Origin of the sequence: Streptomyces europaeiscabiei (genome assembly GCF_036346855.1) — a bacterium.
Classification (GTDB): domain Bacteria; phylum Actinomycetota; class Actinomycetes; order Streptomycetales; family Streptomycetaceae; genus Streptomyces; species Streptomyces europaeiscabiei.
On record NZ_CP107841.1, the window covers coordinates 353,048 to 378,784 of the forward strand.

The 25,737-nt window shown below is 69.5% G+C and carries 22 protein-coding genes and 4 pseudogenes; 12 read left to right on the forward strand and 14 right to left on the reverse strand.

The window, feature by feature from the left end; genetic code table 11:
• Positions 1-130: 130 nt before the first annotated feature.
• Genes OG858_RS01675 through OG858_RS01685 form a run of 3 tightly spaced genes read right to left on the reverse strand, consistent with a single transcriptional unit; the run spans position 131 to position 3,954 of the window.
• Positions 131-2,317, reverse strand: a complete 2,187-nt coding sequence (locus tag OG858_RS01675) for a xanthine dehydrogenase family protein molybdopterin-binding subunit (protein ID WP_327723161.1) — start codon at positions 2,315-2,317, stop codon at positions 131-133.
• Positions 2,314-3,294, reverse strand: a complete 981-nt coding sequence (locus OG858_RS01680) for an FAD binding domain-containing protein (protein WP_319269679.1) — start codon at positions 3,292-3,294, stop codon at positions 2,314-2,316. The genes OG858_RS01675 and OG858_RS01680 overlap by 4 nt, the downstream gene beginning before the upstream one ends.
• A gap of 12 nt (positions 3,295-3,306) precedes the next feature.
• The gene (locus tag OG858_RS01685) at positions 3,307-3,954 is read right to left on the reverse strand and encodes a (2Fe-2S)-binding protein (protein WP_086752398.1); all 648 of its coding nucleotides are present in this window, start codon (positions 3,952-3,954) and stop codon (positions 3,307-3,309) included.
• Positions 3,955-4,803: 849 nt separating this feature from the next.
• Between OG858_RS01685 and OG858_RS01690 the strand changes: the two genes are divergently transcribed.
• The 3 genes from OG858_RS01690 (at position 4,804) to OG858_RS01700 (ending at position 7,166) form a co-directional block, all read left to right on the forward strand.
• Positions 4,804-5,991 carry a sensor histidine kinase gene (locus tag OG858_RS01690; RefSeq protein WP_327742972.1) on the forward strand — a complete coding sequence of 396 codons (1,188 nt, stop codon included), beginning with the start codon at positions 4,804-4,806 and terminating at the stop codon, positions 5,989-5,991.
• Positions 5,988-6,680, forward strand: a complete 693-nt coding sequence (locus tag OG858_RS01695) for a response regulator (protein WP_086747985.1) — start codon at positions 5,988-5,990, stop codon at positions 6,678-6,680. The genes OG858_RS01690 and OG858_RS01695 overlap by 4 nt, the downstream gene beginning before the upstream one ends.
• 138 nt (positions 6,681-6,818) lie before the next feature.
• Positions 6,819-7,166, forward strand: a complete 348-nt coding sequence (locus tag OG858_RS01700) for a DUF4333 domain-containing protein (protein WP_319269073.1) — start codon at positions 6,819-6,821, stop codon at positions 7,164-7,166.
• Between the two features lie 166 nt (positions 7,167-7,332).
• Here the strand turns inward: OG858_RS01700 and OG858_RS01705 are convergent, their stop codons facing one another.
• Positions 7,333-7,818 (reverse strand): MarR family winged helix-turn-helix transcriptional regulator, encoded by a 486-nt coding sequence (locus OG858_RS01705; protein WP_328545209.1) that lies wholly within the window; start codon positions 7,816-7,818, stop codon positions 7,333-7,335.
• A gap of 175 nt (positions 7,819-7,993) precedes the next feature.
• On the opposite strand from OG858_RS01705, the gene OG858_RS01710 reads away from it, so the two are divergent.
• The 3 genes and pseudogenes from OG858_RS01710 to OG858_RS01720 all read left to right on the forward strand — a co-directional run bounded on the left by OG858_RS01710 (position 7,994) and on the right by OG858_RS01720 (position 10,366).
• Entirely contained in the window at positions 7,994-8,953 is a 960-nt protein-coding gene (locus tag OG858_RS01710) for a YhgE/Pip domain-containing protein (RefSeq protein WP_328545208.1), read from the forward strand.
• Between the two features lie 144 nt (positions 8,954-9,097).
• Positions 9,098-9,556, forward strand: a complete 459-nt coding sequence (locus OG858_RS01715) for a MarR family winged helix-turn-helix transcriptional regulator (protein ID WP_328545207.1) — start codon at positions 9,098-9,100, stop codon at positions 9,554-9,556.
• A gap of 179 nt (positions 9,557-9,735) precedes the next feature.
• Positions 9,736-10,366 (forward strand): annotated as a pseudogene (locus tag OG858_RS01720) (TetR/AcrR family transcriptional regulator).
• 130 nt (positions 10,367-10,496) lie between these two features.
• Here OG858_RS01720 and OG858_RS01725 read toward each other — a convergent pair.
• From OG858_RS01725 to OG858_RS01745, 5 genes are all read right to left on the reverse strand, one after another.
• Positions 10,497-10,649 carry a hypothetical protein gene (locus OG858_RS01725; protein WP_179200928.1) on the reverse strand — a complete coding sequence of 51 codons (153 nt, stop codon included), beginning with the start codon at positions 10,647-10,649 and terminating at the stop codon, positions 10,497-10,499.
• Positions 10,650-10,821: 172 nt separating this feature from the next.
• Complete coding sequence (locus OG858_RS01730; RefSeq protein WP_086747983.1) at positions 10,822-11,925, reverse strand: alcohol dehydrogenase catalytic domain-containing protein; 1,104 nt, start codon at positions 11,923-11,925, stop codon at positions 10,822-10,824.
• Complete coding sequence (locus OG858_RS01735; RefSeq protein WP_256960352.1) at positions 11,925-12,914, reverse strand: hypothetical protein; 990 nt, start codon at positions 12,912-12,914, stop codon at positions 11,925-11,927. Before OG858_RS01735 ends, OG858_RS01730 begins: the two co-directional genes overlap by 1 nt.
• A gap of 93 nt (positions 12,915-13,007) precedes the next feature.
• Entirely contained in the window at positions 13,008-13,751 is a 744-nt protein-coding gene (locus OG858_RS01740) for a methyltransferase domain-containing protein (protein WP_086747981.1), read from the reverse strand.
• A 114-nt stretch (positions 13,752-13,865) separates the two neighbouring features.
• A complete protein-coding gene (locus OG858_RS01745; protein ID WP_327723166.1) occupies positions 13,866-14,144 on the reverse strand; it encodes a hypothetical protein in 279 nt (92 codons plus the stop codon).
• 566 nt (positions 14,145-14,710) lie between these two features.
• On the opposite strand from OG858_RS01745, the gene OG858_RS01750 reads away from it, so the two are divergent.
• Positions 14,711-16,411 carry an FAD-dependent monooxygenase gene (locus OG858_RS01750; protein ID WP_328545206.1) on the forward strand — a complete coding sequence of 567 codons (1,701 nt, stop codon included), beginning with the start codon at positions 14,711-14,713 and terminating at the stop codon, positions 16,409-16,411.
• Between the two features lie 10 nt (positions 16,412-16,421).
• Here the strand turns inward: OG858_RS01750 and OG858_RS01755 are convergent, their stop codons facing one another.
• Complete coding sequence (locus tag OG858_RS01755; RefSeq protein WP_179200927.1) at positions 16,422-17,006, reverse strand: TetR/AcrR family transcriptional regulator; 585 nt, start codon at positions 17,004-17,006, stop codon at positions 16,422-16,424.
• A gap of 172 nt (positions 17,007-17,178) precedes the next feature.
• Here OG858_RS01755 and OG858_RS48040 point away from each other — a divergent pair.
• A pseudogene (locus OG858_RS48040) lies at positions 17,179-17,307 on the forward strand (helix-turn-helix domain-containing protein); the annotation flags it as partial.
• 599 nt (positions 17,308-17,906) lie between these two features.
• Here OG858_RS48040 and OG858_RS01760 read toward each other — a convergent pair.
• Positions 17,907-18,157, reverse strand: a pseudogene (locus OG858_RS01760) (helix-turn-helix domain-containing protein); the annotation flags it as partial.
• 115 nt (positions 18,158-18,272) lie between these two features.
• Between OG858_RS01760 and OG858_RS01765 the strand changes: the two are divergent.
• Positions 18,273-19,222: pseudogene (locus tag OG858_RS01765) on the forward strand (LysR family transcriptional regulator).
• A gap of 715 nt (positions 19,223-19,937) precedes the next feature.
• Here OG858_RS01765 and OG858_RS01770 read toward each other — a convergent pair.
• The gene (locus tag OG858_RS01770; protein WP_319269059.1) at positions 19,938-21,314 is read right to left on the reverse strand and encodes a DUF5685 family protein; all 1,377 of its coding nucleotides are present in this window, start codon (positions 21,312-21,314) and stop codon (positions 19,938-19,940) included.
• Positions 21,315-21,863: 549 nt separating this feature from the next.
• Here OG858_RS01770 and OG858_RS01775 point away from each other — a divergent pair.
• Positions 21,864-21,992 (forward strand): hypothetical protein, encoded by a 129-nt coding sequence (locus OG858_RS01775; protein WP_319269057.1) that lies wholly within the window; start codon positions 21,864-21,866, stop codon positions 21,990-21,992.
• A gap of 167 nt (positions 21,993-22,159) precedes the next feature.
• Here OG858_RS01775 and OG858_RS01780 read toward each other — a convergent pair whose 3' ends face one another.
• On the reverse strand, positions 22,160-23,044 hold the full coding sequence (locus OG858_RS01780; protein WP_319269054.1) for an aldo/keto reductase: 885 nt from the start codon (positions 23,042-23,044) through the stop codon (positions 22,160-22,162).
• 14 nt (positions 23,045-23,058) lie between these two features.
• A complete protein-coding gene (locus OG858_RS01785) occupies positions 23,059-23,997 on the reverse strand; it encodes an NAD-dependent epimerase/dehydratase family protein (protein WP_319269051.1) in 939 nt (312 codons plus the stop codon).
• A 70-nt stretch (positions 23,998-24,067) separates the two neighbouring features.
• Here OG858_RS01785 and OG858_RS01790 point away from each other — a divergent pair, with 70 nt between their 5' ends.
• Together OG858_RS01790 and OG858_RS01795 are read left to right on the forward strand one after the other, a co-directional pair.
• Positions 24,068-24,976, forward strand: coding sequence for a LysR family transcriptional regulator (locus OG858_RS01790; RefSeq protein ID WP_328545205.1), 909 nt, complete (start codon positions 24,068-24,070; stop codon positions 24,974-24,976).
• Between the two features lie 101 nt (positions 24,977-25,077).
• Positions 25,078-25,206: a hypothetical protein gene (locus OG858_RS01795; RefSeq protein WP_319269046.1), complete on the forward strand. Its 129-nt coding sequence runs from the start codon at positions 25,078-25,080 to the stop codon at positions 25,204-25,206.
• Positions 25,207-25,737 lie beyond the last annotated feature (531 nt).

Below are 25,737 nucleotides of genomic sequence, written 5' to 3' on the forward strand. Positions count from 1 at the left end.
GGGGGTCAACGGGCCGTCGCCGCGCCCTAGGGGAGGAAACCGCGACGACGGCCCTGGCGCCCGGCGGTGTGACGTCACGGGCGCCGGACGGCCCGGGTGGCCGGGTGGGGTACACCGGCCCCCCGGGGGCTCAGAGCAGTGCTTCGGCGGTGATGGGCAGTTCGCGGATGCGGCGACCGGTGGCGTTGAACACCGCGTTGGCGATGGCGGGTGCCACTCCGACGATGACGATCTCACCGAGCCCCTTGACGCCGATGGGGTCGGCTTCGTAGTCCTCCCCGTCGATGAAGATCGCCTTCAGGTCGTGGATGTCGGCGTGGCTCGGCACGAGGTAGTCGGCGAAGTTCGCGTTGACGATCCGGCCGTCGCGGTGGTCGGTGACCGTGTGCTCGAGGAGGGCCTGACCGATCCCGCCGGTCATGGCTCCGATGGCCTGGCTGTCGGCGAGTCTCGGGTTGACGATGCGGGCGGCGTCGTAGACGCCGAGCATGCGCCGGACCCGTACCAGGCCGAGGCGGGCGTCGACGGCCACCTCGGCGAAGATCGCGGAGTAGGCGTAGAGAGAGAACCTCTCCGGTTCCGGCGCCCCGGCGTACGAACCGAGCACTTCGAGATGGGTCCGGTCGTTGCGGGCCAGGAGCCGCTGGTAGGTCTCCCCGCGCGCGGGGTCGTCCTTCACGTACAACCGACCGCCTCGCACGACGATGCCGGCCGCATCGGCGCCGTACAGCGGTGATCCCTCGTCGTCGACCGCGAGCGTGATCGCCTGCTTGCGCAGCTTGTCGCAACCGTCCTGAACAGCGGATCCGACACTGGCCATGGTCATCGAGCCTGCGTGGACGGGGGCCGGGGGCATGAGGGAGTCCCCGAGCCTGAAGGTCACCTGGCGCATGGTCAGGCCGAGGGCGTCGGCAGCGACCTGGGACATGGACGTGGCCGTGCCGGGGCCCATGTCGCTGGTCGAGGACTGCACCAGGGCTGTGCCGTCGGCGTCGAGCCGGACCGAGGCCTGGGCCTGGCTGCGCGCGGTGTCGTAGACACCGGCGGCCACGCCCATGCCGATGAGCCAGTCACCGTCACGCGTCGAGCGGGGCTTGGGGTTGCGCCGGTGCCAGCCGAACTCACGGGCGCCCGTGCGGTAGCACTCGCGCAGGCGGCGGGTGGAGAACGGCAGGCCGCTGGACTCGTCGTCGGCCGGTTCGTTGCGCAGGCGCAGCTCGATCGGGTCCACGCCCAGCTCGTGGGCGAGTTCGTCCATGGCCGACTCGACGGGGTAGGCGCCGCTGGCGTAGCCGGGGCCGCGCATGAACCACGGCGTGCTCACGTCCAGCGGGACGTGGTCATACGCCTGGCGGACGTTGGGCGTGCTGTAGAGCATCCGGCCGGGGACGAGAACGCTTTCGCTGTAGGTCTCGTAGCGGGAGGACTCGGCGCGGACGTCGTGCGTCGACGCGGTCAGGCGGCCCCCTCGCTCGGCGCCCAGTCGCAGTCCGTACTCGTATGCGGGACGGAATCCCACGGTGAAGTACATCTGCCTGCGGGTGAGGACGAGTTTCACGGGGCGTTTCACTTCGCGTGCGGCCATCGCCGCGATGACGGAGTGCACCCAGGTGCGGGCGGCGTTGCCGAAGGCTCCGCCGACGAACGGCGAGATGACGCGGATGTTGCCCGGAGGGATGCCGAACTCGCCGGACAAGGTGAACACGGCGCCCTGCACGTACTGGGTCTTCTCCCAGACGGTCAGCCGGTCGCCGTCCCAGTGGGCGACGATGCCGGCCGGTTCCATCGGGTTGTGGTGGTTGCGGGCCGTCCGGTACGCGCTCTCAAGCCGGACGGGGGCGGAGTCCAGGGCCCGGTCTGCGTCGCCGCGTGCATAGGTCTGGGTTTCTCCGGCGGCGTCGGCGACGCTCAGGTCGGTCGAGGAGGTCTCGGCGGCGTAGGAGACCTTCACAAGGCTCGCGGCGTGCTGTGCGATCTCCAGCGTGGTCGCCACCGCGACCGCGACGGGCTGTCCGAAGAACTGGACCCGGTCGTCCTGAAAGGCGCGCAGCGGCTTGCCCGGCGGGAACCGCCCTTCCACGGGCGGCAGTTTGGGCGCGTTGAGGTGGCTGATCACCTTCAGTACGCCTGGCTCGGCTTCGGCGGCACGGGTGTCGATGCCGGTGATCCGGCCCCGCCCGATGCTGCTTTCCACGATGACCGCGTGCACAACCCCGTCGGGATTGTTGTCGGCGGCGTACTTCGCTCCCCCGGTCACCCTCAGCCGTGCGTCGACCCTGGGCAGCCCCGCACCGACAGCTGCCTGCGGCTGGCTCATTTGGTGCCTCCTACGGTGCGCAGCTGGCGTTCGACGGTGCGTTTGAGCAGCTCGGGCTTGAAGCCGTTGTGGCTGAGGGGGTGGGCCCCGTCGGCCGCGTGCTCGGCGGCCTCGGCCCACAGCCGGTCGGAAGGGCGCTCGCCGATGAGGTGGCGCTCGACGGCGGGCAGCTTCCACGGCACGGTGCCCACCCCGCCGGCGGCGACCTTCGCGTCGCGGATGACTCCGCCACGGATGTGCAGGGCCACTGCGGCCGAGGTGAGCGCGAACTCGTAGGACTGCCGGTCGCGCACTTTCAGGTAACCGGACTTCAGTGGGCGTGCGTGAGCCGGGATCTCCACAGCGGTAATCAACTCACCCTTGCGCAGGGCCTGTTCGCGGTTCGGGGTCAGGCCGGGCCGCAGGAGGAAGTCGGCGAAGGCGACACGGCGCTCGCCGTCCGGGCCCAACAGGTGCACGGTCGCCTCCAGTGCCGCGAAGGCCACGGCGACGTCGGAGGGATGTGTGGCCACGCAGTGGTCGGAGGTGCCGAGGATCGCGTGGCTGCGGTTGTAGCCCTGCAGCGCGGCGCACCCGGAGCCGGGCTCGCGCTTGTTGCAGGCGGCGCTCACGTCACGGAAGTAGGCGCAGCGGGTGCGCTGCATGATGTTGCCACCGATGGTGGCCATGTTCCGCAGCTGGGCCGAGGCGCTCAGCTCCAGCGCTTCGGAGACGACGGGGTACAGGACACGCACCTTGGGGTGGGCGGCGGCCTCGGCCATGCGGACCAGGGCGCCGATGCGCAGGCCCCCGCGCGCGGTGACGGTGACTTCGCGCAGTGGCAGGGTGCTGATGTCGACCAGTGAGCCGGGGCGTTCGACGGTCTCCCGCATCAGGTCGACGAGCGTGGTGCCGCCGGCGATGTAACGCCCGCCGCGCCAACCGGCGCTGAGGGCCTCACGCACGTCCGCGGCCTTGGTGTAGCTGAAGGGATGCACGGGGATCGATCCTCACTTCCGGCCGGCGGCGGCCTGCTCGACCGCGCGCTCGATCTTCACGTAGCAGCCGCAGCGGCAGAGGTTGCCACTCATCCACTCCCGGATCTCCTCCGCGGAGCCCGTGTGACCCTCCTGGATGCACCCGACGCCGGACACGATCTGGCCCGATGTGCAGAAGCCGCACTGGAAGGCGTCCTGGTCGATGAACGCCTGCTGCAGCGGGTGGAGCCGGTCGCCCTTCGCCAGGCCCTCGATCGTGATGACTTCGGCGCCCTCCAGGCGGACCGCCAGCGTCAGACAGGAATTGACCCGGCGTCCGTCGACCAGGACCGTACAGGCGCCGCAGGCGCCGGCGTTGCAGCCCTTCTTCGAGCCGGTCAGGTCGAGTCGCTCGCGCAGGAGGTCCAGCAGCGAGGTGCGGTTGTCGATCGTGACGGTGCGCCGGACGCCATTGACGGTCAAGGAGACACGGCTGCCGGGCGACACCTCGGCTGCCACTGTTTCCTCGGCAGCGAGCGCGGGCGACGCCGCGATCAGGCCGCCTGCCACGGCGACTCCTCCGACAACGGTGGTCGTGGCGATGAAGGTACGCCGGGTGGGTGTTGGCGTGGGGGACTTGCCGGGGAAGGTCTCTGCTTCAGCGGGATGCTCGGTGGACATGTCCACTCTCCCTCGGTGGGGGTGCGGGTGGTTATCAGGGGTGTGTTGGTGGCAGAGCCGTCCGCGAAGGTGTGCCATGCCCGTTGCTCGGGCGGGCTGCCGTTCTCTCGGGACGGCGGGAGATGAGTGGCGCCGGGTCCGGCACGGCGTTCCAGCAGCCGGACGTCATCAACGGTCGGACGGTGCGCCGCGACCGGGCCGACCACGTCCGGATCGATGGCCCGGTCGCCACGCCGCCCCGCCGACAGGAACACCAGGAGGAGGCCGCAGTCTGCGGCCGAGGGCACGGCACAGGTGACACCGCCGACCGAGGAGTCACCGGTGATCAGCGCCAGGGTTCTGGACACAGGCCAAGCATTAACCTCCTGATCCACATCAAACAAGCGTGAGTGCATCAACCACCTTTATATCTCCACGCGCGGATGACTTGGCCGAGCATGTCCGGGACGGGAGTAGCTCAGGCCAGGACACGGGGCGGCGCCTCCCGCGCGTGGCCCTTGACGGGCCCATGAGCGCCGGCGACTCGCCCCGGGACGGACACGTCGACACCGTCAGGGCCCGGGTTGGACCACAGGTCTTCTTCAGACCGGCCCACATCAGGAGTGGGGAGGCGGTGGCCGTACGGAACGACTTCATCGGGCGGGAATCGACAGTGATGAGGGCGCACAGGACGAGGCACAGCCCGGTGAGCGCCGCCAGGGCCCATTCGAGAGCGGTGAGGATCTGCATGCCGTCGACGATCCCGTCGGACGCACGCTCCCGCCCTCAGCCGCCGGGCCGGTCCGAGGCGGCCGACATCGGCCTGCGGGCCGACCCACTGCCCGGCCGTACCTCCGTACTCTTTGCGGCGTGGAACCTGACACTCCGCTCTCCCCAGCCGTCCGGCGCGCCATCACAGTGCCCCTCTGCGGAGGCCTGGCCCTGGTGTGGCTGTTCGACCTGGTGACCTTTTACGACCCGCAGGACCGCTGGTCGAGCTGGCTGCCCCTGGTTTCCGGCCCCCTCGCCGCCGCCGCGCTGCTCTGTCCCGCGCGCCGGCCGGGTCCCGAATGGCGTGCCGGCGCCGCCGCGCTGGGCTCCTTGGCCCTGACCGTGGGCCTGTGCGTGTATACCCCGATCTACAGCGGCACGTGGGGCCTGCTCGAAACCGTCGCCCTGCTCGTGCTGCTCGCCCGGACCGCGCGGCGGGTGGAGCACCCGGCCACCGCCGTGACACTGTCGGCGGCGCTGGCTGTCGCGGTGATCGCCCTACCGCTGCGCTGGGGCGCGGAGCACGAGTTCTTCGGATACTCGTTCTTGCTGACCTTCGCCGTCGGCGCCGCCGTGGGCCTCGGTTGCTATCTGCGCCTGCTGGACGCCCGCCGGGCCCGGGCCGTGGCCTCCGTACGCCAGAGCGAGCGCATGGAACTCGCCCGGGACCTGCACGACTTCGTCGCCCACCACGTCACCGGCATCATCGTGCACGCCAACGCCGCGCTGGTGATCCAGGAGACCTCGCCGGAGCAGATCAAGCCCCTGCTGGAGGGCATCTCCCGAGCCGGAGGGGAGACCCTGGACTCCATGCGCCGCCTGGTACGGGTGCTGCGCGAGGACGACCACCGCTCCGCCCGCCCGGGTGACCTGCCGACCGAGCTGGACCGCCTGGTCTCCGCGTTCGCCGAGAACGGAACCGACGCGACGCTGAACGTCGCGCCCGAGGTGCGCGGGATCCGGCTGGCTCCCGAGGTCGAGACATCCGTCCACCGCGTGGTGCAGGAGGCACTGACGAACGTGCGCCGCCACGCCCATGGTGCGGACGTCGTCGTCCGCCTAGAACTGGACCCCCGAGGTCACCTCCGGGTCGAGGCGCGCAACACGGCCCCGCAGACGCGCGCCACCGGGCCGATCGGCGGGCGGGGCGGCTTCGGCCTGGTGGGCCTGCGGGAACGCGTCGAGGCAGTGGAGGGATCGCTGACCAGCGGACTGACAGCGGACGGCGGCTGGTGCGTGAGCGCCGACTTCCCCGTCCTGGCCGCTGTGCAAGGATCATCGGCATGAGCGGCGACAGCGATCGCAACGGGCCACGGACGCGCGTACTGATCGCGGACGACCAGGAGATGGTCCGCACCGGCTTCCGGCTGATTCTCGGCACCCAGCCCGACCTCGAAGTGATCGGCGAGGCCGCCGACGGCGCCGAGTGCGTCGAACTCGCCCGAAGGACGCGCCCCGACGTGTGTCTCGTCGACATCCGTATGCCCAGGCTGGACGGTCTGGAGGTCACCCGGGCCCTGGCCGGGCCAGGTGTCGTCGACCCGATCCGCGTGGTCGTGGTGACCACCTTCGACCAGGACGACTACGCCTACACCGCCCTGCGCAACGGTGCCTGCGGCTTCCTTCTCAAGGACGCCGGCTCCACCCTGCTGATCGAGGCCGTGCGCTCCGCCGCCCGCGGGGACGCCCTGGTCTCCCCCGCCGTCACCGTCCGGCTGCTCAAGCACCTCGCCGGACAGCAGCCGCCGGAAGCGGTCCCGCATCCGCTCTCCGAGCGGGAACTCGACGTCGTACGCCTGGTGGCGGTGGGCCGCACCAACCACGAGGTCTGCGGCGAGCTGTTCGTGTCCCTGGGCACGGTCAAGACCCACCTGGCCAACATCAAGGACAAACTCGGCGTGCGCAACCGCGTAGAGATCGCCGCCTGGGCCTGGGGCAGCGGGCTCGTACGCGACCGCCAGACACCGCCCGCCTGACCTGTGCGGCCGTGGGTCGGCCCACAGGCCGACCCCGGCCGCACGCTCTCGGCCGGCGGGCCGAAGCTCGGCCACCGTCCGGTGGGCCACTCTCCCGGTGACAGCATCACCGCAGCGAACACATCGCAGGAGAGAAACATGAAATACCTCGGCGCTTCCGTCGCGACCGCCACCGCCCTGACCATGGGCGGGCTCGTGTTCGTGGCCGTACCCCGGCTGCTGAGCACGGAATCGACCAGCACAGTCACGTCCACCGGGACCGTGAGCCGTGGGGAGGTCGAGAAGCAGGTCCGCGAGAACTACTCCCTGCCGCTCCAGAGGAATCCGAAAACCGTGAGGTGCGCCGGAGGCCTCAGGGCGCGGCACCTCGACTCGGTCGAGTGCACTGTGACTTCCGAGAACGGGAAGCGACAGCAGATCATGGTGTCCGTGACCAAGGCCAAGGGGAACACGGTCTCGTACGACTATGTGGCGCTGGAGCGTTAGGAGTGGTGCCTGTCTGGCCTCGCCCGGGACGCGGACACAGCGCGCTCGGTTCTTCCGGACGCAGCCCGGGACCGCGCCCGGAAGAACCGCCACTACGACGGCACGACGCAACGGGGACAACCGCGGGAGAAGGCGCACCAAGGCCTCTCTGCGAAGCCCACCAAGATCACGCCACTCCGGAGTCCGCACCACGCGGATCCAACGGCGGCAAGGCATCAGGATTGAGCTCGGCAAGCACGCGGAGCAGCAAGGAATGAATTGCCGCCCGCTCGGCGGGGGCGAGGACCGCGAGCGCCTCCGTGTCCAGTCGCTCCACCAGTTCCCGCGCCCGAGCGGCGAGCTTCGCGCCGCTGTCGGTGATGGTCAGCTGCACGGTTCTGCGGTTCGACGGATGCTCGCGGCGCACCAGAAGGCCGCGGTCGACCAGCGCGTTGACGGCGGCACCCATGGACTGGGGAGTGAAGCCGGTCCGACGCGCGATCTCCGCGGCGGAGATGCCCGGCGTCCAGACGACGTGCTGCAGAGCGTTGTGCTGGGCAGCCGTGAGGTCGAGCGAACGCAGAGCTCTCTCAAGACGCGTTCCCATGACGTGCACCACCTGCCACGCCAGGTAGCCCATGCGCGTGGACGGATCTGCGTGCGTGCGGCTCATGAGCGGCTCCAACAGTAAGGCACCTTATATTTCTATGATACAACTATAAGGTGCCTTACAATCAGAATGAGAGCCCTCTCCCATGCCCACAACACCCACCGCTTCCGTCGAACCGCGCCACGCGCCCCATCACCATGCGTTGGACACCGCTCCAGCGCCGCGAGGGGCCACTGGAATGAAGGGGGTTCTGCTCCCGGTCGGGATCGTGCTGATCATCGGCTCGATCTTCGTCAGCGTGTTCCTGGCCGCCTTTCACGCCCCCCAGCCGCACGACCTTCCGGTCGCCGTCGTCGGGACGACCCAACGGCTCGAACAGGTCACCGGAGGACTGGAACTCGGACTGCCCGGTGGATTCGAGGTGAAGCGCTACCCCGACGAGACCGCGGCCCGCCACGCACTGCAGGACCGAAAGGTGTACGCCGCCTACGTCACCGACTCCGGAAGCTCCGCCGAATTGCTCTATGCCGGGGCCAACGGTCCCTCGGTGACCTCGACGGTCACCGGCGCCTTCTCCGGTGTCGCCAAGGCAAACGGTGAGCGGATGAGCGTGCAGGACGTCGTGCCGGCTTCGGTGGGCGACACCCGCGGTATGTCGGTGTTCTACGCCGGGTTCGGCGTCGTACTGGCCGGGTTCCTGTTCGGCATGATGACCTACCAGATGGCTCCCCGACTGGAATACCGGTGGAGGCTGGTCAGCCTGGCCTCCTTCAGCGTCCTCGGCGGCATTCTGGTGGCCGTGATAGCCGGAAGCCTGGGTTTCTCGGCGCTGCCGGGACCCTTCCTGGGCATAGCGGGGGTCATCGCGCTGATGGCCGCAGCCGTCGGAAGCGCGACCATGGCGTTCATGCGCGTCTTCGGCAGGGCCGGGATGTCGCTGGCCGCCGTGGTCCTGTTCACCTTCGGCAACAGCACGAGCGGCGGCACTCTGCCCACCGCCTACCTGCCGGACTGGCTCCACCCGTTCTCGGAGATCCTCCCGGTGGGAGTCGGCGTACGAGCCGTCCAGGGCTTGTCCCACTTCAACAATGACGGTCTCACCGTTGGTGTCGTCGTCCTTGTGGCGTGGATCCTGGTTGCCGCCGCGACGCTCTTCTGGCGGGATGTCCGCGGGTCACGCGGCGCAGCCGTCGGCTGACCGGCCCCCGGTCGAGGGCCGGTCGCCCGCGCCGCCTTCAGGCCGGAAGGCGGTCCAGGCCCACGGTTCATGACACAACGGCGCAGCTCCGCCGACCGGTGACACGCTCGCAAGCGGCACGCCGCACTCTCGTAGACTGCGGCCGTGACCGACGCGGCGTTCCCCACCACCACCGGGTATCTGGCCTGGCAGTTCTCGCAGCTCATCGCCGGACGACTGGAACGGACGCTGCGCGCGGAGGACCTCACGTTGGCGCAGCACAACGCTCTGCAGCAAGTCCTCTGGACGCCAGGGGTGTCCGCCGCGGAGATCGCGCGCCGCTCCAGCATCACGGCCCAGTCCATGGGGGCAGCGGTGAGCGGGCTCGTCGAGCGAGGACTGCTGCGACGTGAGCCGCATCCGACCAGCCGCCGCAGCATGCGCCTGTTCGCGACCGCCGAAGGACACGCGACGGCCGCTCGTGCCGCGTCGATCGCCCGCCGCGTCGAAGGGGAGACGACCTCGCCGCTCTCTCCGGACGACAAGGACACCATTCACCGTCTGCTCTACCGTTTGGTCGAGGAACTGAATCCCGACGCCCTCGCCAGTCGATCGTCGAACTAGCCCTGGCTGTCCGGCGGATGCCCTGCGGACGGAGATTCACAGCGGCGGCTCCCGGGCGGCTCGACCACGACATCCAGGTCGCGCGATGCTGTGGCAACACCCACCGCCGCCCTGAGCACGGCACAAACCCGGACCGAGGGATGGCCGTCGGCGCATCGCGAGTGAAAGGACGAAACGCCATGAGCCGTGCCGAGACCCGTCCGCCGGCGTACGAACCCACTCGGGGCCGTCCCCGCAGCGAGGCCGTGCAACAGGCCATTCTGGACGGGGTGATGAGGCTCCTGGAGAACGGCGTTGCGCTGGCCGATGTCTCCGTCGACCGCATCGCTCGCTCTGCCGGGCGTCGGCAAGGCGGCCATCTACCGCCGCTGGAGCGGCAAGGAGGATCTCTTCGTCGACGTCATGCGCGCCGCCGAGCCGGCCGAGCGCACACTCCCCGGTACGTCGATGCGGGACGACCTGGTCGTACTGCTGGAGTCGCTGCGCCAACGCAGCCTGCTCAGCCGCTCGTCGGCGATCCTGCTCAACGCGCACGCCCAGATGAGGAGCAGCCCGAAAATCTGGGCCGCCTATCACTCCGGTGTGATCACTCCCCGACGCGACCTCGGACTGCAGGTCCTGCGCCAGGGCCGGCTGAACAGGGAACTCCGTACGGACGTCGACCTGGAACTGGCCATCGACCTGTTCGTCGGCCCCCTGCTCATCCGCTCGTTCGCTCGCCGCGACCCCGATCTCCCGGATGGGCTGCCCGAACAGATCGTCGACACCGTCCTCAACGGCCTACGGCCCGTCAGCTCCCCGAGCCCTTGACCAGAACAGCCTTGAGAGAAGGGCCCCAGGTCGCCGCGCGCGAAGTCGCAGAGCCGGGCAGCGGGGTGCGGCCGCGCGCCGAAGCCGCGCTCGCCTGCCGGGCCTGACCAGAGCCGGCAGGAGTGCGCTGTCAGCGGCAGCAGCTTGTGTCGACGCCGAAGTTGTAGGACCCCGAGCCGATCTCGGACACGGCGTCTCCGTTCTCCATACGGAGGAACCGGACGCCCTTGGCGTTGCGGGCCGGCAGGCCGCCCTCGGTGACCGTCCCTGACGAGCCATGCACGGACCCGGAATGGAGCCCGCAGCGCGGCCTCCAGCACGTACGTACCACAAAGCCCTGCCGCCCCGATCACCGGCACTTCTGGCTGTGTACGGCTTCTGATTCGGACGCTATCCCGGTCTCCTCTCGCTGCTCCGAGGTGACTCCGCGCAGGCGTACGCGCTCGTGCGTCGGGTCAGGGGTTGATCACGGTCATCCACATGGGGTCGTCGTCACGTTGCTGTATGGCGTCCATGGCCTTGATCGCTTCGGTGAGCGGGAACCGATGGGTGATGAGCTCGTCGACGGTGAGGGTGCCCGTCTCGAGCAGACGCAGGACATCCGTCGTGTCCTGGCGGGTGCACGCGCGCGTGGTGACGAAGCGCCAGCAATGCATCATCAGGGCGATGGGAGGCAGGGGCAGCGGGGTGGAGTTGCCGCCCATGTGCACGAGTGTCCCGCCGGTCGCCATGCCGGCCATGGTCTGGCTGAGGGCGGGACCCTCCGGGATGAAGTCGATGACGGCATCAGCTCCCTCGGGTGCCAGCTCGCGCAGCCGGCGGGTGAGAGTGCCGTCGGTCGACCAGTTCTCGGGGAGTTCGTCGAGTGCGACGACACCGCCCGGTATGCCGCCTGCGAGCCCGGCGACGCGGTGGAGACGCTCGGCGTCGCGGCCGACGAGGATCAGACGGGCGACTCCGAAGTGCTCCGCGAGTTTGACCGTCGCGGTTCCCATGGTGCCGGTCGCGGCGGTGACCACGAGAGTGGCCCGTTCCGGCAGGTCCGCGCACTTGAGTGCGCGCACGGCGTTGGCCAGATCCTGGACCTTGGCCGCGACGTCGAAGCTGACGGAGTCCGGCAGGGAATCGATCAGCCAGTGCGGGACGCGGATGTACTCCGCGAGTCCACCGTCGTGGTACTGCTCGTACATTGGCATCCGGGCATCGCCGAAGGCGGCGTGGCCGAGCATGGCCTGCTGGTCGCACATCATGTCCCGGTCGGTACGGCAGTAGTCGCACTCACGGCAGTTCAGCAGGGGGTGCACCCGCACTCGGTCGCCGACCGCGTGGCCCGTGACATCGCGGCCGATGGCGGAGATGACGCCGGCGGCCTCGTGGCCGAGGGTGGTGGGCAGATGCTTGAGCGCCCCCATATGGAGCAGGCGCATGATGCCCGGCGCCAGGCCGGCCGAGGCGACCTTCACGACCACGTCGAGCGGACCCGGCTCGGGGACGGGTATCTCGTCCAGGGCGAGTGCTTCGGCGCCCTGGTGCGCTCGCAGGGCAAGCATCGTGGCCATCAGTGGACCTCCACGGTGAGGTTCGGGAGTTGTTCGGGGGTGTAGGCGGCCGCCGTCCGCGTGGTCTCGGCGACCTGGGGCAGTTCCTGGTGCGAGAGGAGACTGACGTAGTCACCGGGCTCGGTCACGACGCTGGCGTGGGAGATGCCGAGTGGAATGCGCACGAAGTCGCCCGGCTCGAGGTCGACGACGCCCCGCTGGGTGATCAGCGTGCGGTGGCCATGGGCCTGGTACTGGATCTCGTCGGCGTCGAGGGTGCGCCGGTAGCGGCGCTGTCCGCCAGGATCGGTGGTGACCATGGCGAGGCGGATGCGGTCGGTGGCGTACAGGCGAGTGACGTCCTGACCGGGATCGGCCCGCAGCACCGCCATCCGCCGGTCCTCCTGGTGCACCTGCTCGAGCAGAAGATGTTCGTCGACCCCGAAGACGGTGATGTCGTGGCCGAGCGCGGCCATGCACTGAGTGATCGCCTCATTGGCCTCGCCGGGCTGCCAGCCGGGGAACGGCGGGAACACGGCCCCGGACTCCCGCTGGGCCGGCGCCAACTCGGTGACCGGTGCGGGGATGTAGAACAGCAGGTGGCTGTCCTCGCGGCCGTAGTTGTCGTGGGCGACCCCGCGCGGGATACGGGAGAACTCGCCTGACTGGAACTCGATCACGCCGAGTTCGGACATCAGCGTCCGCTCGCCGCCGATCTGGTAGGAGATCTCGTCGACGTCGCAGTTGCGGTGGTAGAACGGCTGCCGGCCGTGGAGTTTCTGCCACTCGACACGGATCTCGTCGTTCTCGTAGACACCGCGCGGCGGGGCGAATGCCTCCGGCTCGTACTGCTGCGGGTAGTGCACCACGGTCAGCGGCGGGTGCTCCGCCCACAGCTTGACGGGCACCTTCGGGGGATGCTGTGGCGAGAGCAGCAGGTGCTCGTCGCGGACGACGCTGCGCAACGGATGGTCGGAGCCCAGGACCATGACGTCTTCAACAACACTCACGGGGACCTCCTTGTCCTTGGGTGAATGAGTGGATCGACCCGGGTGAGGGGGGAATGTGCGCCGCGGCCTGTTGCCCGAAGCGCACGGCAGTGCTCACCTCTTTCGGCCCCAGTACATTTCGATGCCCTTCCATTCCATCAGCTGAGGACTGTCGACCTTGTCCCCGAACGCCTCGCGGATCTGCTCTCCGGAGTAGTAGGGGATGTCGTCCGCGGGGACGTGCCCGAAGAGTTTGTCGAACCACTGCCGAAGGTGGACGTCGGAGTCGATTCGGGAGTAGAACGTCGCTCCCTTCAAGACCGCTTCGGCCAGCACGATGCGTCGGCCGGGCTTCATCACCCGCAGCAGGTCCGCGGCCGTCTCGGGCCAGTCGTCACAGTGCTGTGTCGCCTGCAGCACGGCGACACAGTCGTATGCCTCGTCGTCCACCGAGTCCGTGTACGACCAGCGCCAGCAGCCGACCTGGCCGTTCCGGCCGGGAATCTTACCCAGGACGGCGTTTCGTCCGTCCTTGATGATCTCCACGGTGTCGATGACTCCCTCCGGTCCCACCAGGGCCCGCATGTCCTCGACCCACCCGGCGGGCGCGATGCCCTCACCGATGAGCAGAACCCGGTCTCCGGCACGGAGTTCGAGGAGACCGTAGACGATCTCGGAGATCGGCCGGGCCAGCTCCTGCCAGATGTACGGCAGGCCACCGGCGATGGCCATGGCCATTTCCCACTTCACCCGCTGCTCGACGTCGTGGACCTCCGGGCCGAAACGCTCCTCGTCCCACGGCTGGATGTACCCCCATGGGTCTCCGCCGCCGAAGCTGTTCTTGGCTTCTGTACTCATGTCGTCATGTCCTCCGTAGGCTGCCGGAATCATGTGGTGAGGGCGCCGTTCCTCCGGCTGGAACGCCGCCCCGACGCGCCTGGTGCAGGCCGGGCCCGGAGAGCTCCGTCTCGCTCAGGCTTTCGATGCCGAACAGGACAAGTACCTTGTCGTGCGGGGCGTCGGCGATGCGGAAGAAGCCCAGCCGGACGTCGACCGCGCGCTCGGGCATGTCGGCGGGGCGTCGGGGTCAGGGATCCGCTCGTAGAACGGGCCGTGCCCGAGGACATGGGCAGAGAAGTCGGCCATGTCCTCGTAACGCGCGGTCTTGAGCACCAGCTCGGAGAGCTGCAGCGCGACGGCTTGCGTCCCGCCGGCCCCTGTCCCGGCCTCGGTCTGGGGAGTCGTCGTCATCGTGAGGGCCTCCTTGCCCGTCAAACGGTGGGGTGCAGCGGCCTTGGGATACGGCGCGTGATGCGCGACTTGCCCCGGTACGGCGGAACTGGTGGGTGGTGTTGAGGACACCGGTCCAGGGCGTACGCCCCATCGGGCTGCCGCACGTGCAGCAGGATCAGCGCCCGCAGCTCGACGGATTTGCCGTGGGCCCGCCGGCCTGAGCGGTGGTGAACTCATTGGCGAGTAGGTGGAAGGCCTGGCGCGCCGCGTCGGTCTCCCGCGCCCGGAGGAAGTCGAGAATCTCGCTTCGCCCACGGAAGACCTGACTGTGTGACTCGAACTCGGCATCGTCTGCGAACACGTCGATCCCGGCAGCGGCTCCCGGCATCTTCCTGATCAGCAGGAGTCACCATGACGTTCCCTGTCTCTTGAACCCGAGACGAGCGTAGCACCGCCTACGATCGGTCAAAAGTCTTGTATTTTTCCAGGCCTTCCATACAACCACATGTGCATGCGACTCTGACCCCGGTTCAAGAGATGGGGCCATGAGAGGTTCTCCCCTTGCTCAGGAAGGCAGATCTTCTATGTCCGACCAGCACGAGAGAGCCGGATCTCGGCGCGTCCTGGTCGTGGGAGCGGGGCCTGTGGGCCTCGCCCTCGCGACCGAGTTGGGCTGGCGCGGTGTACCGGTCACCGTGATCGATCAGGGCGACGGCCGCGTGCCCTTTCCCGCGGGCGAGGCCATCTTTTCGCGCACCATGGAACACCTGCGGCGCTGGGGCTGCGCGGAAGAGGCACGCACGGAGTCGGCACCGCCCCCGGACTACCCGCACCGCACGGTGTTCGCGACCTCCGCCACGGGGCACGTCCTCGCCGACTTCGACTACGGGGTCACCAACCGGTCTTCGGGCGTGTACGCCCCGCTGACGCCGGAGGGTCCCGCGTTCCTGTCCAAGTTCTCCTTCGTGCCGTTGCTCGCACGCACGGCCAGTGAACTGCCAGGAGTCGAGATCCGGTACGGCACCCGCCTGGAGACGATGGAGCAGGACTCCGAGGGTGTCCTGGCCGTGGTGCGCGACGTGGCGAGCGGGACCACCGAGACGCTGGCCTGCACATACCTGGTGGCCTGCGACGGAGGCCGCAGCGGCATACGTCGGGCGCTCGATATCGCGTTCGAGGGCATGTTCGCCCAGGGTCACAACTTCGCTGTGCACTTCCGTGCGCCGCACCTGCTGGACCTGCTGCGGGAGCGACTGGGCGGCCCCGCGGTACAGATCCACACACTGTCGTCGGCGCGCAGGCCGTACATCACGGTCGTCAACGGCGTGGACGAATGGCGGCTCTCGGTCTACCTGGACGAAGAGCCCGACCCCGATGACGCCGTCACCTGGATACGCGAGGCCGTCGGTGCGCCGATCGACGTGGAGATCCTCGCGGCGCAGCCCTGGAGCGGACACTGCGTCGTGGCCCGCACCTACCGTGAGGGGCGGGTGTTCCTCGCGGGCGACGCGTCGCATCTGCTGTGGCCGAAGGGAGGCTTCGGTGCCAACACCGGGATCGGTGACGCCGTGGACCTCGGCTGGAAGCTCGCCGCGACCCTACAAGGATGGGGAGGCCCGGCACTCCTGGACAGCTACGAACTGGAGCGGCGGCCGATCGCCGTCCGCAACGTCACGGAAGCCTCCAGCAACTGGAGGGCCGACGCGCGGCTCGTCCCCGATCCAGTGCTCGACCACACGGACGCGGAAGGCGAACGGGTCCGACGTGAGATGGGCGAGGAGATCCGCGGGTCCCGGGCCAAGGAGTTCCGCTGCACGGGCGTCCAGCTCGGATACCGGTACAGCGGCTCCCCGATCTGCGTACCGGACAGCAGTGCGGAACCGCCCGACGAGCCGGACGAGTACGTACCATCGACATGGCCCGGCTGCCGCGCACCGCACGTCTGGCTGCCCGACGGCACTTCGGTGCTCGACCACTTCGGGCGCGGGTTCACGCTCGTGGTCTCGGGTTCCGCGGACCCGACGCCGCTGGTGGAGGCCGCGCGCGGGTGTGGTGTGCCGTTGACGATGCTGCGCCTCGCCGACCCTGCCGCAGCGGAACTGTACGAGCGGCCGCTGGTGCTCGTCCGCCCGGACGGTCACGTCGGCTGGCGAGGCCGGCAGGTTCCCGCGGATCCCGTCGCCGTGCTCGACATACTGCGCGGTGCGACGGTCCCGCCTCCGGTCGCGAAAGCGGCCGGAGCAGCGCGGACAATATCAGCGGGAGTCGGTACCCACCTCGTGTGAGATACCGCTCTCAGCGCGCCCGCCCCTGGGCCCCCGAACTCCTGGCCAGGGCGGACTCCATCAGGAACCGGATCATCTCGTGGGCCGGCCTGTTCCGGTCGTTGGGCACGTTCGCGCCTTCGAACACGGCGACCGCGACATCGCGGACGAGCGCGGGATCGACGCCGGGGGCGTGATCGAGGCCGTGCTCGGCCATGAGCTCGTCGACCAGTCCCACGATCCAGTCCAGGAAGGTGTTGTGGGCCTCGCGGACTGCCTCCGAATGAGGAAGCCGGTCGTGCATGGCCTGGTGCAGCGGCCGGGAATAGCGCATGTCGGACAGCCCGCGCACCAGGCGGCTCAGTGGGTCGGCACCGGCCTGCTCCTCGTTGAGGATGCGGATCTCGCGACTGAGCATGCGGTTCATGACGGCGGCGAAGATGTGGTCCTTGGAGTCGAAGTACCAGTAGATGTTGCCCCGGGCTACGCCTGCGGCGGAACTGATGTCCGCCATCGTGGTCTTGGCGTAGCCCTTCGAGAGAAAGAGCTCGGTGGCCGCGGCTAGCAGATCACCCGTGCGCTCCTCCCGGGGGATCTGCTGACGGTTGCGCGGCATCCCGACTCCTCCCATGAGTTCACCACATCTCAAGTGAGTGTAGACACCCGGCAGGCCGCACCCTGCTCAGGAGGAAGGAGTGCTGTAACCACCGGCCCCCGGGCGAGGAGTTCCGGGAGATCCTTTACCGAGGAAGACGCGGCGCGGTCAGCCCGAGGAACATGCCGCGGAGCTGCTCGCCGCCGCGACGGAACCGTTCCGCACCCGCGGCTGTGCCGGCACGGCGATGGCGGACATCAGTGCGGCAGCGGGTGTCGCACGAGGCAGTGGCAACTGGTACTACTCGTCGAAGGACGACGTATTCGCCGCGGTGATGGACCGGACACTCAGCCGCCGGATCCAGGCGCTGGACCGCGAACTCCATGACCGCGATCCGCTCACCGCGCTGACCCGGCTCCTCGCGGACATGCGCACATTCCGCCGGCTGCATCGGGCGTCGCACGAGCGACTCGACCACTCATCGGCCGTGCGGAAGGCCCACGAGCGGTTCCTGCACTGGATGCGGTCGATGGTGTACGAGGTACTCGGTCGGCACCCGCCCCCAATGGACAGGGAGATGTTCGCGGATCCGAGCGTCGCCGTGTTCGAAGGCGCGAACGTGCCCCGCTCCCCTCAGCGCCCTGCCCACGAGCTGATCCGGTTCCTACTTGAAGGGGTCGTCGCAGGCGAGCTCCTGGGATGGGTCCCTAGAGGGGCAGGCCGACGTGCCCACACAAGGTGCGATCAGTTTGAGATCCGGCAGTCGTACGGCCTCATGGCGTCGCGGAAATGCTCAGAGCTCAAGCCGATCAAGCGGGCGCCAAGGAGGAACCTGGACATGGGCAGTACCGGCCGCAACGAGCTCCCCTCCTCGGTCGGTCCCGCCTCACCCGGGGCGCCGACGCCGCGGGAATGCGTCGGCGCCCCGGCCCCGTCGATCGGCAGCAGCGTCCCGTCCAGAATCAGATACGCCTTCATCGACGCAGCCCGTACGGCTTCGGCGAGCGTGGGGGCGAGGACGGCCAGGAGATCGACGGCCTCGGTGACGTACCGGTAGACGGTGGTGGTGCCGATCCCGAAACTGGCCGCGAGCTGGGCATAGGGCTGGCCGTTGCGGAGGTGGGCGAGGGTGAGCAGGGCCTGCCGGCCCGCGCTCAGGGCCGCCATCTTATCGAGCCCGGATTACGTCGTAAGCAAGCCGGATGGCCACGGAGAACAGCTCAACTGCTCTCGACCAGGGCGATGGTGTCCGCGTCGGTGAAACGCGGCGTTTCCGCTTCCGCGACCATGAGGGAGGCGATTGCCGCGCGCGGGACCGTGGGCGGGAATCAACTCACCGCGCTCGACGCTCTGCTGGAAGAAGGCAGCGTGACCGACGCCGCCGCCCGTCTTCATGTCTCGGCCCCGCGATGAGCCGCACCCTGGGCCGCATCCGCCGGGCCACCGGAGACCAGATCCTCGTCCGCACCGGTCGAACCATGACTCCCACCCCCCGCGCCCTCGCTCTGCGTGCGACCGTGCACGACCTGGTCCAGCAGGCCCAGTCGGTTCTCACAGAAGTCGACCTGACAGCCTTGGAGCGAACTTTCGTTCTGAAATGGCACGACGCTCTGGCCGCGGCAGCCGGCCCAGCCCTGCTCGACGCCTTGCGCGCCGAGGCACCCGGAGTACGTCTGCGCTTCATGGCCGAAGCCGGTACCGACTCCCATGACCCGCGAAGAGGAGACATCGACCTCGAAGCCGGATCCAGCGAGCCCTCCTCGCCCGAGATCCGCCACGAGCTCGTGGGCCACGACCGGCTCGTCCTCGCCCTGCGCCCCGCCCATCCTCTGCGCAACGGCCCGCTCACCCTTGAGGGCTACGCGGCCGCCGAACACATCACCGTCTCCCGCCGGGGACGGCTGCGTGACCCCATCGACGACGTGCTTCAGACCCTGGGCGTGAGTCGGCGAGTAGTGGCCGCCGCCCCCACCAACGCCACAGCCCTGCAGTTCGTCCGCCACCACGACCTTGTCGCGGCAGTCCCCCGACTCATCAGCCGCCCTGTCCTGGACGACCTCGGCCTGCGCATCCTGCCCCTACCGCTGGACATGCCCGTCATCCCCATCCACCTCGCATGGCACCAGCGCTACGACAACGACCCTGCCCACGCCTGGCTGCGCGGGCAGGCCCGCACCGCTTTGCACGACGCATGCAACCCCACCGACAACACCACCGAGGACCACACCAGAGCCTGAAGCCCCAACTGAAAACGAGGTAAGCCCACTCCAGGGCCCCGCCCACTCGCGAAGTCCCGCGCCGCTCACGAACCAGCAGCACAACGTCGCGGGCCGTATCCGCACCGGCTCCGGAATCCACCGCCCCGATGCGGCTTTCACAACCAACCACCGAACCGGCCCCACCCCAACAGCGGTTGTCCGTGCGGGTGGAGCACCTCGAGCCCCAGGAATCCGCGAACTCGCGCTCCGACCCATGCGATGTCCAACGTCCGCTGCAGCGAGGGACGCCGCAGCGGGGCCGTCTCCGTAGCACGACCCGTCCGTCCCGCCCATCCCGTCCGGCAAGGGCGCGGACACCAGCTCCCTCCCAGACCGTGCGGGGGGGGTGCGGTCCCCTTCGCTTGTCCCACGTCGTAGTGGGTGGCGGGTTGCCGGTTCTTCGAGCCGGGCGGTCGGCCGGGGCCGGGCAGGTTGGGTTTCGGCGCACGGGTCGGGCCAGGGCCGGTCAGTTCGGGCAGAGGCTCAGAACCCCCGGCGTCCCCCGACCGGGGTGAGCCAGCCGCGCTCGGCCGACTCCTGGCAGGGGCGGCGAACGCCGGAGCGCGGTGGGCGCGGTGGGCGCGGTGGGCGCGGTGGGCGCGGTAGGCTACCCCGCTCTCGACTCGCACCGTGACGAGAGGCCCCCTCGCCCAACTGCCCTCCGGGGCGAGGGCCCGCCCGGCTCATCCGTCATTCAGTCGCAGCAGTCGCAGCAGCACTTGCACGGGTTGCAGCAGCCACCGCCATCGCAGCAGCCGTCACCCGAGCCACCACCGGACCCACGGCCGCCGCCTCCCGAGCCGCCAGAGTTGCCGCCGCCCGAACCGCCGTAAGAGCCTCCCGAGTTGCCGCCGCCCTGGCCGTCACCCCAGCCGCCGTCCCCGGAACTGTCCCGACCCGAGCCGCCGTTGCGATTTCCTTCGCCGAACTGCCAGGGCTCTCCCTCATCCTGCCCGGCATCGTCGTCGCAGGTACAGCAGTTGAAGCACAACCCGCATGTGCCGCACAACCGGCGCCACTGGCCACACCGCCGGCACTCCCCCTCCCGCGGCCGAGCCGACGCCATCGACGCGCCCTCCTGGACCGCGCCCGCTGGCGCCCCGACGCCACAGGCCGTACCCACACCGGCCCCCGAAGGCGCTGCCGTCGCCGTACGGCGTCCCGGCCAGGGCAGCGTGAACGTGTCCCGCGCCTGGTGGCGGTGCCGGTGGTGACTACGAGGCTCGAAGACACGGTCGACGGCACGCTCCAACTCGCCGCCCAGAAGCGCCCGCACCAGGCGCCCATCGACGAACTCGGCACTGGACAGGGCGAGTCGGATCCCATGGACGGCATCGTCGCAGAGTCGGCGCACCTCGGCGCGATCGACGCCGGTCACGGCGATCGGGTTCCACGCGCCGGACGCCTCGTCCGCGTCCAGGTCCTCCACGGCGTCCAACAAATGAGCCAGTCGACCGAACAGACGGCCGGCTTCCGCCAGCGGTTCAACGTTCCCCGAACGGCCGGCGAGCACCGCTGTATGCGCGAAGGCAGCGGCGGTTGCTGTCTCCGTGGGCTCCGTGACCGTCAACAGCGAGCCACCGAGACCGGTCAACCGCTCGATCTGCGGCTGGCGTTCGACCGCGCCGAGCAGAACTGCCGTGTCGAAGCCGAGCCGTTCGCCGCCCGCGGCACCCGCACGGTCCCAGCCGTGGGCAATCCGGCGTGCCGCCAGCGCCACCGGGCGCCGCCTCAACAGGCCGTCGCCGTCGGACACATGATCACGTATCTTCGCCGCGGCCAGCACCAGCGACACCGTCGCCGCCAGCCGCGCGCCCTCGCCCTGCGCCACGTCCGCCGACCGCATCCCGCGCAGCGGGCACGGACCGGCGCCTCGCCGCCAGTCGCCGGTACGCTCCGACTGCGCCTCGGTCAACACCGAGACGATCAGGCCGTCGTAGTTCGTGGCCACCCGGGCGAACTGCCCGTACTCGCCGCGCAGCGCCAGGCACAGCCCACACAGATGCGCCATCCACTCGGTACGCAGGCCCTCACCCAGGCGATGACGGCATGGTCTGATGATTCCGAACACCGAAGTTCGCCCCCGTAGATACAGATACCCGGACACAGCCAGATGGACGGCTCAAGGACTCACGAGCGCCCATGAGGCACGACCGCGCGTGCTGTCCACCGCATGTGATGTCGACGCGCGGCCGACATCCTAGAGGGTCAGACCCGAGGGATTCTGCAGGCGAGAACGAGTTCGTCCAAGATCGTTATGTGACGGACAATCCGGTCACCCTCGCGGCAGTGCTCTATGCGCCGTCCGACGATCCACTCAAGGAGCAGCCGGACTGGCGCTGCGGCGGCCGACCGTGGGAAACACGTTCGGGGCACCAGGTGTGTTCGGGCGACGCGTTGTTCTGGACCGCTGACCGTACGCAGTTGGCCAATTCCGCCGACCGATCCGGTCGGTCTGCGCCGTCGGCCGCGCGGGCGCGGGAGCCGGCGTCGACGCCCACGACACCACCGAGGCCCTGCGGAGCCCCTCAGCTGCACTCCGCCCCATACTCTCAGCGGAACCGGCTCTCAGATCAGAGGCCGCCTGGCGCACGAGGCTGAGCCGGCCAGGAGGCATGTCGTGTCCGGCTGGGCGAGGAGTACGCCGGCCCGTCTGCTGAAGCCGGTCGCGGAGGGCAATGAGGACGGCACCGCGTTGCTGGCCGCGCTGAAACACGACCGGGTGCGGTGGGGCTGGACGCGCTGCTGACGGAGATGACCGCCTTGTTCTGGTCGAACGTCAACCCGTACGGCACCTTCCGCCTGGACATGGACAAGCGCCTCGACGCGGGCTCCTCGGCAATGGTGCCCGGGCAGCGGCACGCCGCAGGGCACAGCCGAACGCGGTCAAGGTCGGCAATCGACCCCTGCCCCAGCTCAGCCCGGCAGAACGTCCTCAAGTTCCACCAGTTCCTGCGTGTTCAGCGTGAGTTCCACGGCCCTGGCGGAGTCGGTGACGGAGGCCGGGCGGCTGGCTCCCGGTACCGGGATCATCGCCGGGGAGCGGGCGAGCAGCCAGGCCAGGGCGATCTGCTGTGGGCTGACGCCGCGTTCGGCGGCGATGCGGTGGAAGGCGGTGCCGATGGAGGTGGGGCCGGAGGGGCCGTCGAGGGAGCTGCGGGAAATTCCGCCGAGTGGGCTCCAGGGCAGGAAGGCCAGCCCCAGCTGTTCACTCAACCGCAGCTCGGGCTCGCTGTCGCGGATGGTTGGCGAGTACTGGTTCTGTACGGAGACGAGCCCGTCGCCGAGGATCTGATGCGCCTGGCGGATCTGGGCGGTGGTGACGTTGGAGATGCCGGCGGCGCGGATGGTACCGGCGTCGAGCAGCTCGCGCAGCGCGCCGATGGATTCCGCCCAGGGCACGGCCGGGTCCGGCTTGTGCAGCTGGTACAGGCCGATCGCGTCGACGCCCAGGCGCTTGGCGGAGGCTGCAGCGGCTTGCTTGAGGTGGGCGGGGGTGGCGGTGACGGTCCAGCTGCCGTCGCCGGGGCGGCCGCGGCCGCCCTTGGTAGCCACCAGGACATGGGAGGTGTCGCCGCCGTAGCGGGCCAGGGCGCGGGCGATCAGCAGCTCGTTGTGGCCCGCCTCGCCGGCGTGCCAGTGGTAGCTGTCGGCGGTGTCGATAAGGGTGACACCGGCGTCGAGGGCCGCGTGGACGGTGGCAGTGGCCCGCGTCTCGTCCGGGCGGTGCTCGATGGACAGCGGCATGGCACCCAGGCCGATGGCGCTGACGGCGGTGTGGGCGAGGGTGCGGTACTGCATGATGGCCTTGTTCCTTAAGCAGTGGGAGCGACGGATACGGCGAGGGCTTCTGCGACGGCGCGGGGCAGCCAGTCGGCGGTGCGGGAGAAGGAGAAGCCCAGCGCCTTCGCGCGGGCGTTGCTCATGGCGTAGTGGCGGTCAAAGGAGAACGGCGAAGCCTCCTCGCCCGCCGGGACGGTCCGGTAGACGGCCTCCCGGCCGGCCTGCGTGGCGACGATCTCAGCGAGGCCGTGTACATCGAGCGGGCCGTCGGAGCAGGCGTTGACCGGGCCGGTGAAGTCGGCCACGGTCGCCCACAGCAGCAGCTCCGCCAGCTCCTCGTAGTGAATGAAGACCGTGGGCAGCGCCTTCTCGTGCACAGTGATCTCCTCGCCCTGGGTGATGCGCCCGGCATAGTGCGCCAGCCTGCCGGTGAACTCCTGCGCGCCGCCGCCGAGCACATGGGCGCTGCGCACAGCGGCGAAGTCGAAGCTGCCGACGTGAGCGAAGACCGCCTCGGCCTGCCGCTTGCCCTCGGCGTAGTGCGCCTCCAGGTAGGCGTCGTCGTGCCAGGGCAGGTCCATGGCCACCTGCCAGGTGGCCGGGTCCACGCTCTCCTCGGGCACGGGCGTCCCCGCGGGCACGGCCTGCAGCGCGGCGGTCGCGGGGTCGTAAACCTCGATCGTGGAGGTCATGACGTAGCGCCGGGTGCGGTCGGCAAAGGCGCGTGCGGCGATAGCGGCCTGTACCGGGGTGTAGCAGACCTGGTCCACCACGACGTCGAAGACGCGGGCGTCGAGTGTGGCTGTCAGGGCGGCCTCGTCGTTGCGGTCGACGACGAGGTGCTCGACGCCGGCAGGCGGAGGGGTGGAGCCGCGGTTGATCACTGTGACCTGGTGGCCAGCGGCCTGCAGGCGCCCTAGCAGGAGCTTTCCGAAGTACCGGCTTCCGCCGATGACGCAGATCTTTTGCATGCCCCCATCCTGGAGACCTATCGTCATCAGCAGAAGTCCTGACTTACTTGGTGCGTGTTAAGGAAAACTGTTGATTGATGTGCAGCGGCTCCGGGTCCTGCGGACGGTGGCGGAGCACGGCAGCTTCAACCGGGCCGCCGCGGTTCTCCGTCTCACCCCCTCGGCCGTCTCCCAGCAGGTGGCTGCCCTGGAACGCAGCCTCGGTGCCCAGGTCGTCGCGCGCAGCACCCGAGGCGTCACCCTCACACGGGCCGGCCAGATCATGGTCGGCGCCGCCGAATCCGTCGCCGCGGAGCTCGAACATGCACAACAGCAGGTCGCCGAGCTCAGCACTGGCCGCACCCAGCTCACCGTCGCCACTTTCACCAGTGGCGGCAGGCTCATGCTGCCCGCCGCCCTCACCCAGCTCATGGCAGCGCATCCCCGCACCGTGCTCCACGTCAGGGAGGGCGAACCCGAGGACACCCTTCCCCTCGTCCGGCAGGGCGCCGTGGACGTCGCCCTCGCCTACCACTTCGATGGCCCGCTCCCCGTCGGACCGACCCCCAGCCCCAGCCTGGAGTGGACGCCGCTCCTGGAAGACCACCTGCACGTCGTCCTGCCGCCAGGGCACCGACTCGCCAACCACGACGCGCTCGACCTTGCCGAACTGGCCGCAGAACCCTGGGTGCTCGGCTGCCTGAAGACCGAGGCATACCTGCGCCGCTACGCTGAGCACGCCGGCTTCGATCCGGAAATCCGCGGGACCACCACCGACTACTTCTTCGCCCGCTCTCTTGTCGCCGCAGGCATGGGAATCTCCCTCATCCCCTCCATCGCACTCGCTCCCGAGGTCCCGGGCCTCAGTACCGTCCCGATCAAGTCGCCGGGCCCGATCCGGCACATCGGCGTCGCCACAATCAGCGGCCGTGACCGGCCCCACGTCACCACGCTCATTCGCTCCCTTCGCGAGCAGGCGATGCGGCACAACGGGCATTGATCCGCCGCGGACCCACCGAACGCCGACGGGGCGGCGTTTCAAAGGTGTTCGCCTGTGAAACACCTCGCCCGGCGACGCGCGACCTGCGGCGATCATGTTTCATGAGTTGTTGCAACGCGAAGCTCGTCATCACCACCGGCGAGAAGAAGGGTCAACACCCCTCGCCGGCCACCGTCATGCGCATGCTCCGCGACCACGACGAGCAGGCCGCCACGGCGGCGAGTACGTGATCACCCCGCTACTTTGCACCGTGGGGCACAGATAGAGACCGGGGCCTCACCCGCCGCATAAGCCCTGCTCCTCCTCACCTCCTGGACCGCCACCGCACAGCCTCACCCCGCCTCAGGCGGAAGGGTGGTCACTCTCTCAGCGATGGCACCGCGTCTTCACGCTGGATGCAGTGCCCTACGCCGTCGCCGCGCCGGACGGAATCGCCGGCGTTCGCCTCGCGACTCACTGGTCGTCGGGGTTGTGGCGGGCGAGGCCGGGCTCTCTCCTGCACCGCATCGACTCCGGAACCGGTTGGCACCGAGGCGGTCTTCGCCGCACTGGAAACCGGCTGAGCGACTCGTCCGACACACAGCAGCGCCAGGCATCGACGACCAGCCCGGAGAGTACGACCGTGGTGCGAGGCCCGCGCCCCCTGGCGCCGCGCCCCTGGCGCCGCGCCCCTGGCGCCGCGTCACCTGCCGCCGCGTCACCTGCCGCCGCGTCACCTGCCGCCGCGTCCCGTGGCGGTGGCGCGGCCGGGGTGAGGTGCG